The organism is Castellaniella sp. MT123, from assembly GCF_039614765.1.
Taxonomy (GTDB): Bacteria; Pseudomonadota; Gammaproteobacteria; order Burkholderiales; family Burkholderiaceae_B; genus Castellaniella.
The window spans coordinates 1,948,964-1,961,381 of the sequence record NZ_CP154879.1 but is presented as its reverse complement, the minus strand read 5'-3'; the positions used below and the strand labels follow the sequence as shown (position 1 = coordinate 1,961,381).

Here is a 12,418-nt window from a genome sequence, read left to right as displayed (position 1 = left end):
GCATGACTGCTTTCTTTCGTTTCCCCTCCACCCCGCATCTGGCCTGGCTGGCGGATGGTGATGTGCCGCGCGACGACAAGCTGCTTGCGCCCGCCGAGGTGCGAACGCTGCTCTCCGGCGATGTGGTCGTGGAGGAAAAGCTCGACGGCGCCAACCTGGGCTTGTCGCTGGCGCCGGATGGCGGCCTGCGGCCGCAGAACCGCGGCCAGTATCTATATGAACCTCATGCCGGGCAGTTTTCCCGCCTGCCGGCCTGGCTCGCGCAGCACGAGGCCGGCCTGCGCGAGGTGCTGCGGACCGGGTTGATCCTGTTCGGCGAGTGGTGCGCGGCCCGTCATTCGCTGGATTACGCGGCGTTGCCCGACTGGTTCCTGCTGTTCGACGTCTATGATCGGGACGCGGGCGCGTTCTGGAGCACGGCGCGCCGCGACGCCCTTGCGCTCGATGCGGGTCTGGCGACCGTCCCGTGCGTGTTGCGGGGCAGCACTACCTTGGCGGCGCTGCGGCGGCTGGTCCAGGAGACCCCCAGCCGCTATCGGACCGGCCAGCCGCTGGAAGGCATTGTGGTCAGGCGCGAGTCGGCGCTATGGTGCGAGGCCCGCGCCAAGTTGGTTCGGCCGGGGTTCACGCAGGCCATCGAGACCCACTGGCGCCAGCGGGCCATCGAGTGGAACCGGGTGGATTGGGCATCCCGACCCTAGGTTAGGCCCCGGTTCGTCCGTTCCGGTTCGACCGCGGATACCCCTTCGACTGCTGTCAGGTCGGCCAGGCGGTCTTCCTCGATGGTGCCGGCGATGGCGCCGATCGTGGCCAGTTCCCGCTCCACGCTCAGACCCGCCTGCCGGCAGTTTTCCAGGACGACCGGGTAGCGGTCGCGCCAGTTTTCATGGACGAGGACCGTCAGATGGATCAGTGCCATGGTTTCAGTGCTTCCTGGTGACCGCGCCAGGTGCCTGCACCAGGCCCGCGCCGACGTCGCGCTGGGCTTCCTGGAGCGGGCGAACATGGCCCAGCAACTGATCCCAAAGTTGTGATCCGCGGGCCTTGGAGTCGCTCTGGGCATACAGTGCCGCCACGCCGGCGACGAACGGCGTGGCCATGCTGGTACCGCTGAGGGAGCGGTATAGATCGGGCGCCGGCCAGGACGACAGGACGTCGACCCCGGGCGCGGCCAGATCGATCTCGCCACCGTCGCCCTCCAGGCCACCGCTGGAAAACGGCGCAACGTGCAGGTTCCGGTCTACGGCGGCCACCGCCATGATCGAAGGGCAGTTGGCCGGATGGCCCAGTCGATGCCCTCCAGGATGCCGCCGTCGCCGCCGCTGCCTTCATCACCCAGAACTTTACCGACATATAGTTCAGCCTCGCCCGCTACGCCGTAGCGGACTTGTCGCGCTGGCTTGGCAGGGCCGGCCGCGATGCCCGCGCAATGCGTGCCGTGGCCGTTGCCGTCCTGCACGGGCTGGCCCGCGACGAAGGATTTGGTTTCGATGGATCTCCCGGCGAAGTCGGGGTGCGATAGATCCAGGCCGGTGTCCAGCACGGCGATCCGGATGCCCTGGCCTGTCTGTGTCGACGTATCGGCGCCGACGGCGCCCACGCCCCAGGTATCGCCTGTGTCGTCCGGCTTGGGGCTGGCGCGTTTGTGCTTGGCTGGTGGCGCCGCGCCCGTGCCGATTGCGTACACAGTCCGTTCCGGTTCGACGGCCAGGATCGCGCTGCCGCCCGCGGCGGCCTGGATGAGTCGCAGCCGGGCCTGGTCTGAGCAGTGCACGTAGGCCGCGCCGATACGGTCGTAGACGACGGCGCAAGAGTCTCCCAGGGTGGCCACGCCCGAGGCGGGTGCGCGGTGGATCTGGACCTGGGCCAGATTACCCAGCTGCTGGACGGCGCCATCGAAATCGTCCTGGCTCAGAAGCACCAGATAGCGGCCGGCCTTGGGCTGAGTTCCGGGTGAAGTGTGCTGCATGGCATCGTCCTTTCGAGGTACGAATGACCCACCATAGCACGGGCTGGCGGGCCGGATGGGCGCCCGAAAAGTGTGCTTTCAATCGGTTCCGCTCCGACACGGGAACCACTGCGGCCGCTCGGATCCCTCATACCGAGGTCGGCCATAAGGGCCTTTTGTGGCGCGCCGCCGACATCCAGAAAATAATATATTTATAATAATGAGAATTATTAACAGTTGCGGTAATATTTCGCCCGGGTTGGCTGCAACCGCGATAGGACTGGTTCTTCGCGAGTGGCCCCGAATCATGGTTTCATCTTCACTCTCAAGGAATCCTCTGGATGAATACGCAACGATTGATGGCCCTGGCGTTGACACTATGCGCCGGCGGCGCCCAGGCCGCCGATAGCGGCGTGACCCTTTACGGCGTGGTGGATGCGGCCGTGGGCACCACGCGGGTCTCGGGGCCGGGTGGGCTGAAGTCGTCGTCGGCCGGCATGATTTCCAGCGGGTACGGGGATTCGGTCTTCGGCCTGCGCGGCAGCGAAGACCTGGGCAATGGCTGGTCAGCTGGGTTCATGCTGGAGACATCGTTTGATGTCGGTACCGGCGGACGATCGAATCCGGACGCTCTGTTCGGCAATTCGTCCTGGGTGGGCGTGTCCAACCCGGCCGCCGGGGAACTGCGCCTCGGGCGCCAGTACACCGTGGCACAGGAAACCGCCATTCAGCTCGAACTGGCCCCCTGGAAAGATATGGGGATGGGATCGACGTTCAAGGCGTCCGACAGCTATCAGGTCCCGAACGCGGTCAGCTACCGCTCGCCAGACTTCGGAGGGTTCAGCATGGCTGCGGGGTACAGTTTCGACGTCGCGGGCAACCAGATCAGCGGCCAGAGTGCGCCGGCGGTCAGTAGCGCCATTCGATATGCGCAAGGTCCGTTGCTATTGCTGGCCACCTGGGACAGGACCTATCTGTCCGGTCGTGATCGTCCGGGGCCGCGCGACCCGCAGGCGTGGCAGTTGGGCGGGTCCTATGACTTTGAGACGGTCAAGGTTTCAGCCGTCTGGAGCCGGCAGAGCAACGGCTATGTGGGGTTGAATGGCGGGGATCCCGATCAACTGGGGCTGGGCCTGGGGGCCGCCGAATTCGCCGATGGCGGGCACCTCGACGCCTACCTGATCGGCGCCGCTGTACCGGTGACGCCGTCGGATACGGTACTGGCCCAGTGGTCGCTGGTCAGGCCGAGCTGGGCCTGGCGCGACGGCCGGAAGGCACGGCCGGGGCAAGTGGCCTCTGTGGGCCTCGTCCACGAACTGTCCAAGCGGACCAAGCTGTATGCCATGGCAGGGATTGCGACGCGCTATGCACTGGACGAGCAGCTGGTCCAGGGCCAGGGGACGACTACCCGCCTTATGTCAGGCATTAATCATGCCTTCTGACAAGGTCTCGTGCCGCAGCTGGAAGACTCCCACCGCGCGGTCCAGTCCGTTCATCTGTTGATTCAGGGACTGCGCGGCTTCGCCGGCCTGGACCACCAGCCCGGCATTTTGCTGCGTGACCTGGTCCATCTGTGCGATGGCCAGATTGATCTGTTCGATGCCGGACGCCTGCTCACGGCTGGCCAGGGTGATTTCCGACATGATGTCAGCGACCTGCTGCACGCTGGTCACCACTTTGGACATGGTCTGGCCTGCGCCATCGGCCAGGGTCGCCCCGGCGTGGATCCGCCGCACGGTCTCGTCGATCAGGCTGCGGATTTCCTTCGCAGCCCCGGCGGATCGCTGGGCCAGTGCGCGGACTTCCGTGGCCACCACGGCGAAGCCCTTGCCTTGTTCCCCGGCTCGGGCCGCCTCGACGGCCGCGTTCAAGGCCAGGATATTGGTCTGGAAGGCGATGCTGTCGATCACCCCGACGATGTCCGACATCTGCCGGGTGGATGCGTCGACCTGATCCATGGTCTCGACCACCTGGGCCACGGTCTGGCCTCCCTGGGCAGCGACCTCGGAGGCTGTCGCGGCCAGTGTATTGGCCTGCTGCGCATTGGCGGCGTTATGTCCCACCGTGCTGGTGATTTCCTCCATGCTGGCCGCGGTTTCCTGAAGAGATGCCGCCTGCTGCTCTGTGCGTGCCGACAGGTCCAGATTGCCGTTGACGATCTGGCCTACGGACTGGGCGATCCATTCGGTGCCCTGGCGTACCTGCGCCACCGCCTGGGCAATGCCGTCGCGCATCACCCGCATGGCGTGCAGCAGGCTGGTCGTGTCGCCTTCGCGCACAGGAATTTCCGCCCGCAGATCGCCCTGGGACATGCGGTGGGCGATGGCGATCACGGCATCCGGCTCGCCACCCAGCTGGCGCACCAGGCGGCGTGACAGGAAGATGCCAACTGCCAGCAGGATCAGGGCCAGCACGCCGGCAGCCAGCGCGAACTGGCCGGCCTGACCCCAGACGATGGCGTTGACGGTATCCAGGTAGACGCCGGACCCCAGAACCCAGCCCCAGGGGGTAAAGCCCTTGACGTAGGAGACTTTGGCGACGGGTTGTGCGGCGCCTTGTTTGGGCCACAGGTAGAACACGAAGCCGTCATGGGTGGGGCTGGCCTTGACCGTGTCGACAAAGGCCACGAACAGTTTCAGACCGTTGGGGTCCTTCATGTTCGACAGATCCTGGCCTTCGAGCTTGGGCTGGATCGGGTGCATCAGCATGCGCGTCTGCATGTCGTTGATCCAGAAATATTCCTGGCCGCTGTAGCGCATGCCGCGCAGCGTATCCATGGCTTGCTGCTTGGCCTGGGCCTCGGGGATTTTTCCCTGTTGGGCCTGATCGTGGAAATAGGTGATGACACCATAAGCGGATTCCACTGCCTGACGGGCGCCGTTCTGGCGTTCGTGCAGCAGGGCGTTGCGCTCCATCCAGAGCAGGGCGCCCGTCAGGATGGCGATGCCCAGGATCGCCAGGGCGGTGAACAGGGTGAATTTGAACGAGGTCGTGCGGGTCCAGGCAAGGCGCGGGCGTGCCATGATGTCATGCTCCAAGGTGCTCATCGTCGGTCAGTGTACGGTCCGCCCCGACGTTTCACTGCCCGGAAGAGATGCCAAAAATTCAGCCAGTCCTGAGGCTTCTTCGTGGATCTCCGTTCGATCATCCAATAACGTCAGAGAAATGTAAGAATCCAGTCAGGATTGCGTCAGCGACGTCATGTGCTTGCGTGGTCCATCACTGCAGCGCTAAAATTGCGCGTCTTCAATTTCCGGAGTGCCTTCCTGTGGAAAGTGCCAGTTGTCGATCTAGTATCGATCAGCCGCAGGCGGGGTAACCGCGAGTCTCACATGCTCGCTGCTATCGCGCCGTTTTGTGGCGGATAGGTAGCGGGCTTTCCGATCGGATCCCTTGATGGGGCGTCTTGGCCCTGTGGCCATATCCGATCGTTCCTGATCCTGTCTTGACGTTTGCCGCCCGTCGGGCGGCCCGATGATGTCCGGCCAACGCGTTGTTGCCGGGGCAGTCGGCGTGCGTCCTCCTGGCTCATTCCCTGGAATCCGAACTTATGTCCTTGGAACCCCAGCCTCGAATGCCGTCATTCTGAGTTCACTTCGGAATGACGGCGACCAGGAGAATAAAAAATGCGCTTGATCATTCTGAAAGACTTATTCGTGGGCTTTTTGCGTGCCCGCCACATGACCCGGCATTTCCGTCGGCGTTTTTTGCCGGATGTTGGCGTCCTGCCCGAAGTCAGCCACGAGGTTCCTCACGCTCTGGGTCAGGAATTGCGGGCTGCTGCCCTGTCCGAGCCGGAGGCCGTGCTGGCCCGGCTCGACAGCCGGATCGACGGCCTGGCCGAATCCCGGGCCGAAGAGATCCGGGGGGCCGTCGGCTTCAACGAGGTCGAGCAGGAGAAGCCGCTGCCCTGGTGGAAACACCTGTGGCATTGCTTCCGCACGCCGTTCAATCTGTTGCTGACGCTGCTGGCCGTGGTGTCGGGCATTACCGGCGACTATGAGGCGCTGGTGGTGATCGGCACCATGGTGGTGCTGTCCACGCTGCTGCGTTTCTGGCAGGAGGCACGGTCCAATCGCGAGGCCGATGCGATCAAGTCGCTGGTCACCAATACCGCCACGGTCGTGCGTCCGGTGGCGCCGGTGGATGCGGGCGCGCCCGCCGACGAGGTGTTTGGCGTGCGGCTGGACGATGGTTTGGGCCACCAGTCCGAGGTCGAGGTGCGCCTGTTGGTGCCAGGCGACGTTGTGCTGTTGGCTGCTGGTGACATGATTCCGGCCGATTGCCGGGTGCTGTCGGCTAAGGACCTGTTCGTGGCTCAGGCGGCCATGACGGGCGAGTCCCTGCCCGTGGAAAAATTCGCGCTGCAGCGCGACGAGTCGGTCCAGAATCCGCTGGAACTGGAAAACATCCTGTTCATGGGCACGAACGTCGTATCCGGGTCGGCCCGCGCCGTCGTCGTCAACACGGGTGAGCGGACCTATTTCGGCGCGCTGGCGGGCCGGGTCCTGGCGCAGGACCGCGCACCCACGTCCTTCCAGGTGGGGGTGAACCGCATCAGCTGGCTGCTGATCCGCTTCATGCTGGTGATGGCGCCTGTGGTGCTCCTGATCAATGGTTTTACCAAGGGCGATTGGGGCGAGGCGCTGCTGTTCGCCGTCTCGGTGGCGGTCGGACTGACCCCCGAGATGCTGCCCATGATCGCGACGTCGACCCTGGCCAAGGGGGCGGTCACCCTGGCGCGCCGCAAAGTCGTGGTCAAGCAGCTCGACGCCATCCAGAACTTCGGGGCGATGGACGTCCTGTGTACCGACAAGACCGGCACCTTGACCCAGGACAAGATCTTCCTGGAGCGGCACGTGGACGCCTGGGGCGAGGAATCCGAGGAGGTGCTGGAACTGGCCTGGCTCAACAGCCGCCATCAGACCGGCCTGAAGAACCTGCTGGACGTCGCCGTGCTGGAACGCGGTGGTGTCGATGGGCCGTCGGATGTCGCCGGGCGTTTCCGCAAGGTTGACGAGATGCCTTTCGATTTCGTGCGTCGGCGCATGTCGGTGGTGGTGTCCGGTCCGGATGGCAACCACCGCGTGATCACCAAAGGCGCCGTCGAGGAGGTCCTGCAGGTCTGCGATCGTGTCATGCACGACGGCGTCGAGGTGCCGCTGACCCCCGAACTGCTCGAACGCATCCGCGCCGTGACGACCGGCCTGAACGAAGAGGGCCTGCGCGTGGTGGCCGTCGCATCACGCACGCTGGCGCCCGTGCGCCAGACTTATGGGGTGGCGGACGAGCGGGCGCTGGTGCTGGCCGGCACGATCGCCTTTCTGGATCCGCCCAAGGAATCCACTCGCGAAGCCCTGGCCGCGCTGGCGGCGCACGGGGTCGCGGTCAAGGTGCTGACGGGCGACAACGAGCGCATCACCGCCAAGGTCTGCCGCGAGGTTGGGCTGGTGCCGCGCAATGTGCTGCTGGGGGGGGATGTCGAGGTCATGGACGACGTCGCTCTGGGGCGCGCAGTCGAGACCACCGATGTGTTCGCCCGCCTGACGCCCACGCACAAGGCCCGCATCGTGCGCCTGCTGAAGGCCAACGGCCACGTCGTCGGCTTTCTGGGGGATGGCATCAACGATGCCGCCGCGCTGCGCACGGCCGACATCGGGATCTCCGTCGATTCGGCCGTGGATATCGCACGCGAGGCAGCCGACATCATCCTGCTGGAAAAGAGCCTGATGGTGCTGGAGGCGGGCGTGGTCGAAGGGCGGCGCACCTTCGTCAACATGCTCAAATACATCAAGATGACCGCCAGCTCGAACTTCGGCAATGTCTTCTCGGTGCTGGTGGCCAGCGCGTTCATCCCTTTTCTGCCGATGCTGCCGATCCATCTGCTGGTGCTGAACCTGCTGTATGACATCTCGCAGATCGCGATTCCATTCGACGATGTGGACGACGATCAGCTGCAGCGTCCGCAGCGCTGGGAACCGGGCGAGGTGGGCCGTTTCATGCTGTTCTTCGGGCCCATCAGTTCGATTTTCGACATCCTTACGTTCTTCATGATGTGGTTCGTCTTTGCCGCGAACTCCGCAGCGCACCAGACCTTGTTCCAGTCCGGCTGGTTCGTGGTCAGCCTGCTGACCCAGATGCTGGTCGTGCACATGATCCGCACGGCGAAGGTGCCCTTCATCCAGAGCCGCGCCTCTTGGCCGCTGCTGTTCATGACGGTGACCATCATTGCCGTGGGGGTGTTCCTGCCGCTGGGGCCGCTGGCACCCGCGCTCAGCCTGGAATCCCTGCCGCCGCTGTACTTCGTGCTGCTGCCGCTGATCGTGCTGGGCTACATGGCCCTGACCCAGTGGATGAAGGGCATCTACTGCCGCCGTTGGGGCTGGCAGTGACTCAAAGGTCCGAGGCAAACCGGATGCCCTGCGCCAGCGGCAGTTCGCGCGAATAGTTGATGGTGTTCGTCGCGCGGCGCATGTAGGCCTTCCAGGCGTCGGACCCCGATTCGCGTCCGCCGCCGGTTTCCTTTTCGCCGCCGAAGGCCCCGCCGATCTCGGCCCCCGATGTGCCGATGTTTACGTTGACGATACCGCAGTCCGATCCGCTGGCGCTCATGAAGGCTTCGGCCTCGCGCAGGTCGGTGGTGAAGATCGCCGAGGACAGGCCCTGCGGGACGGCATTGTGCAGGGTCAGTGCCTGATCGAACGCGCGGTAGCGCATCACGTACAGGATCGGTGCGAAGGTTTCGTGGCGCACGACGTCGGTCTGGCCGGGCATTTCGGCCAGGGCGGGGCGGACGTACCAGGCATCCGGGTGGCGGTCGGCCAGCAGGCGTTCGCCGCCCGTGACCGTGCCGCCCTGGGCGAGGGCCAGCGTCAGCGCCGCCTGCATGGCGTCGTAGGCGGCGCGGTCGATCAGCGGGCCGACCAGGGTGCCGGAATCCAGCGGATCGCCCACCGCGGCGCTGGCATAGGCGGCCTTCAGCCGCGCCAGCAGGGTGTCGGCGACCGATTCGTGGACGATCAGGCGGCGCGTGGTGGTGCAGCGCTGGCCGGCCGTGCCGATGGCGCCGAACAGGATGCCGCGCGCGGCCATGTCCAGGTCGGCCGACGGCGCTACGATGATGGCGTTATTGCCGCCAAGCTCCAGCAGGCAGCGGCCGAAGCGCTGCGCCACGCGTGGTCCGACCTCGCGGCCCATGCGCGTGGACCCGGTGGCCGATATCAGCGCGACCCGGGGGTCGTCGATCAGCGCTTCGCCCACCTCGCGGCCGCCGATCAGAACGTGCAGCAGGCCGTCAGGCGCATCGCCGAAGCGGGCCAGGGCGCGCTGGAACAAGGCCTGGCAGGCGAGCGCCGTCAGAGGCGTCTTTTCCGACGGTTTCCAGACGACCGGATCGCCGCAGACGAGGGCCAGGGCGGCGTTCCAGGACCAGACCGCCACCGGGAAATTGAAGGCGGAGATGACGCCCACCACACCCAGCGGGTGCCAGGTCTCCATCATGCGGTGGCCTGGGCGCTCGGATGCGATGGTCAGGCCGTGCAACTGCCGCGACAAGCCGACGGCGAAGTCGCAGATGTCGATCATTTCCTGGACTTCGCCCTCGCCCTCGGCGGCGATCTTGCCGACTTCGATGGACACCAGACGGCCCAATGCCTGCTTGTGGGTGCGCAATTCTTCGCCCAGCAGGCGCACCAGCTCGCCGCGCCGGGGCGCGGGCACCTGGCGCCAGGCCAGGAAGGCGCCGTGAGCGACGCTGATGGCGGCGCAGGCCTCGTCCGGTGTTTGCGTGCGCAGGCCCGCAAGCCGTGCGCCGTCGATGGGGGAGCGAATCAGCAGATCCTTGCCGGAGGACAGGTCGGTCGTCAGGCCGAGAGACTGCAGCACATCCTGGATATTCATGAGCGGGACTCCGCATCGGGGAATGGATTGGTCCAGAATAGCATGTCAAGCTTGTGAAGAAAATTTTTTCTTAGAGGGAAAATACCTACATAAAAAAGAAAAAATTGACTCCACAATAATCCTCACGCAGCGGCTTGTGCCGTGTGTCTCGCTGTCGTTGTACTCCCCGCTACAGGAGCGCTTCAGGATGTCGCAGATGCATTTCGACGTGGTGATAGCCGGCGGTGGCGCGGTTGGCAGCGCCGCAGCGTATTTTCTGACCGCCGACCCGGGGTTCCGCGGTTCGGTGGCCGTGCTGGAGCCCGATCCGACCTATCAGCGGTGCGCGACCACCCTGTCGGCCGCTTCCATCCGGCACCAGTTCTCCACCCCCGAAAACATACGGATGTCCCAGTTCGGGACGGAATTCCTGCGGCGCTTTCCCGAGGATCTGGCGGTCGATGGCACGCGTCCCGACCCTGCCTTCGTGGAGGGCGGCTATCTGTTCCTGGCCACGCGCGCCGGGCTGCCAGTCCTGCGGGAAAATCATGCGCTGCAATGTAGTCTGGGCGCGGACATCGCCCTGCTGGAGCCGGGCGATCTGGCGACCCGCTATCCCTGGATGCGCGTCGACGACCTGGCGGGCGGCACCCTGGGCCTGAGCGGGGAAGGCTGGCTGGATGCCTATGGCCTGCTGCAGGGGCTGCGGCGCAAGGCCATCGCACAGGGGGCCGTCTATCTGCCGCACCGCGTGGTGTCGGTCGACCGGGCGGGGCGCCGCGTCCGGTCCGTCGGGCTGGACGACGGGCGTGGCCTGGGGTGCGGAGCGCTGGTCAATGCGGCCGGCATCGGCGCCCCGGTGCTGGCCCGCCTGGCGGGCATCGACCTGCCGGTGCAGGCGCGCAAGCGCAGCGTGTTCTATCTGCAATGCCCCCAGATCCTGCCGGGCTGCCCCATGGTGATCGACCCCAGCGGCGCGTACTTCCGCCCCGAGGGCCAGGGTTTCATCGCAGGCATTGCGCCGCCGCCGGAGCAAGACCCTGAATGCCACGATTTCGACGTGCAGCACGCCTTGTTCGAAGGCCTGCTCTGGCCACTGTTGGCCGCGCGCGTGCCGGCGTTCGAGGCCCTGCGCTGCGGCCGCAGCTGGGCCGGGCATTACGACATGAACCTGGTCGACCAGAACGTCATTCTGGGGCCGCATCCCGACCTGGACAACCTGTATTTCGCCAATGGCTTCAGCGGCCATGGCATGCAGCAGGCGCCCGCCGTCGGCCGCGCACTGGTCGAGCTGATCGTGCACGGTGGTTTCCGCACCCTGGACCTGGAGCGCCTGGGCTGGCGGCGCATCCTGGAGGGGCGGCCCCTGATCGAAAGGAACGTGGTTTGAATCCCCTGCGTGGTTGGCAGGACATGCCGGTTTCCCCGGCCCATTCCCGTTGAGGAGACATTCATGAAGCGTGGTTTCATTTCCCTGTGCGCAGGTTTTGCCTTGTTGGCCGGTGCGCCGATGGCGGGGCAGGCGAAGGATGTGGTCAAGATCGGCGTGGCGGGTCCCTTCACGGGGGCGAATGCGGCGTTCGGCAATCAGCTCTGGACCGGGGCGTCCGCCGCCGCCAATGCCATCAACGCCGGCGGCGGCATCGCCGGCAAGCCGATCGAGCTGGTCAAGGCCGACGATGCCTGCGAGCCCAAGCAGGCGGTCGCCGTGGCCCATCGCCTGGTCGATCAGGACCATGTGGCGGCCGTCGTCGGCCATTTCTGTTCCTCGAGCACGATCCCCGCCTCGGAGATCTACGACGAAGCCGATATCCTGTCGATGGCGACCGGCTCGACCAATCCGGAGGTCACCGAGCGCGGCCTGCCGACCGTGACCCGGATCTGTGGACGGGACGACCAGCAGGCGGTGGTGGTCGCGAACTTCCTGGCGGACACGCTCAAGGTCAAGAAGATCGCTGTCATCCACGACAAGGACACCTATGGCCGCGGACTGGCCGATGCCACCCGCCAGGAGGCGGAAAAGCGGGGCGTGCAGACGGTCCTGTATGACGGCGTGACGCGGGGCGAGCGCGACTACAACGCGCTGGTCACCAAGATCCGGGCCGCAGGCGTGGATGCCGTGTTCTTCGGTGGTCTGTATGCCGAAGCCGGCACCTTGGCGCGGCAGATCCGCGAACAAGGCCTGACGGTTCCCTTTGTCTCAGATGACGGCATCGTCGATCCCGCCTTCGTCACGGCTGCGGGCGGCAAGCAGTTCGCCCACGGCGTCTACATGTCCTTCCCCGTGGACCCGCGCAGTATCGCCTCGGGCCGCGCCATCGTCGAGAAGCTGAGCCGCGAAGGCAAGAACTCCGACGGCTTCACTCTCTACGCCTATTCCGCCGTCCAGGCCGTGGCCGCCGCCATCGCCGGCACGGGCTCGACCGAAGGCGCGAAGCTGGCCAAATGGCTCAAGGCCCACAAGGTCGATACGGTGCTGGGGGAAAAGGAGTGGAACGCCAAGGGCGACCTGACCGTGCCGAGCTACGTCATGTACCAGTGGAACGCTGATGGCAACTACGCGGAACTGCCCCGCGCACAGTAAGGGGGCGG

General features: G+C 65.6%; 10 protein-coding genes. 5 read left to right on the top strand and 5 right to left on the bottom strand.

Annotated features, from left to right (window positions below; translation table 11 throughout):
* The first annotated feature begins 2 nt into the window (after positions 1–2).
* Complete coding sequence (locus ABCV34_RS09170) at positions 3–701, top strand: RNA ligase family protein (protein ID WP_345795920.1); 699 nt, start codon at positions 3–5, stop codon at positions 699–701.
* Here the strand turns inward: ABCV34_RS09170 and ABCV34_RS09165 are convergent.
* The 3 genes from ABCV34_RS09165 to ABCV34_RS09155 are packed head-to-tail and all read right to left on the bottom strand — an operon-like array spanning position 698 to position 1,969.
* Positions 698–919 (bottom strand): hypothetical protein, encoded by a 222-nt coding sequence (locus ABCV34_RS09165; RefSeq protein ID WP_345795919.1) that lies wholly within the window; start codon positions 917–919, stop codon positions 698–700. The two genes, ABCV34_RS09170 and ABCV34_RS09165, sit on opposite strands and share 4 nt — an antisense overlap.
* Positions 920–923: 4 nt before the next feature.
* The gene (locus ABCV34_RS09160) at positions 924–1,253 is read right to left on the bottom strand and encodes a S8 family serine peptidase (RefSeq protein ID WP_345795918.1); all 330 of its coding nucleotides are present in this window, start codon (positions 1,251–1,253) and stop codon (positions 924–926) included.
* A complete protein-coding gene (locus tag ABCV34_RS09155; protein ID WP_345795917.1) occupies positions 1,241–1,969 on the bottom strand; it encodes a S8 family serine peptidase in 729 nt (242 codons plus the stop codon). Before ABCV34_RS09155 ends, ABCV34_RS09160 begins: the two co-directional genes overlap by 13 nt.
* A 320-nt stretch (positions 1,970–2,289) precedes the next feature.
* Between ABCV34_RS09155 and ABCV34_RS09150 the strand changes: the two genes are divergently transcribed.
* Positions 2,290–3,390, top strand: coding sequence for a porin (locus ABCV34_RS09150; RefSeq protein ID WP_345795916.1), 1,101 nt, complete (start codon positions 2,290–2,292; stop codon positions 3,388–3,390).
* Here the strand turns inward: ABCV34_RS09150 and ABCV34_RS09145 are convergent.
* Positions 3,367–4,971, bottom strand: a complete 1,605-nt coding sequence (locus ABCV34_RS09145) for a methyl-accepting chemotaxis protein (RefSeq protein WP_345795915.1) — start codon at positions 4,969–4,971, stop codon at positions 3,367–3,369. The two genes, ABCV34_RS09150 and ABCV34_RS09145, sit on opposite strands and share 24 nt — an antisense overlap.
* A gap of 603 nt (positions 4,972–5,574) precedes the next feature.
* Here ABCV34_RS09145 and mgtA point away from each other — a divergent pair.
* The gene (mgtA, locus tag ABCV34_RS09140) at positions 5,575–8,340 is read left to right on the top strand and encodes a magnesium-translocating P-type ATPase (RefSeq protein WP_345795914.1); all 2,766 of its coding nucleotides are present in this window, start codon (positions 5,575–5,577) and stop codon (positions 8,338–8,340) included.
* 1 nt (position 8,341) lies between these two features.
* Here the strand turns inward: mgtA and ABCV34_RS09135 are convergent, their stop codons facing one another.
* Positions 8,342–9,847, bottom strand: coding sequence for an aldehyde dehydrogenase family protein (locus ABCV34_RS09135; protein ID WP_345795913.1), 1,506 nt, complete (start codon positions 9,845–9,847; stop codon positions 8,342–8,344).
* A 196-nt stretch (positions 9,848–10,043) separates the two neighbouring features.
* Here ABCV34_RS09135 and ABCV34_RS09130 point away from each other — a divergent pair, with 196 nt between their 5' ends.
* Both ABCV34_RS09130 and ABCV34_RS09125 read left to right on the top strand, forming a co-directional pair.
* Positions 10,044–11,216, top strand: coding sequence for an FAD-binding oxidoreductase (locus ABCV34_RS09130; protein WP_345798749.1), 1,173 nt, complete (start codon positions 10,044–10,046; stop codon positions 11,214–11,216).
* A 63-nt stretch (positions 11,217–11,279) separates the two neighbouring features.
* Complete coding sequence (locus ABCV34_RS09125) at positions 11,280–12,410, top strand: branched-chain amino acid ABC transporter substrate-binding protein (RefSeq protein WP_345795912.1); 1,131 nt, start codon at positions 11,280–11,282, stop codon at positions 12,408–12,410.
* Positions 12,411–12,418: the final 8 nt, after the last annotated feature.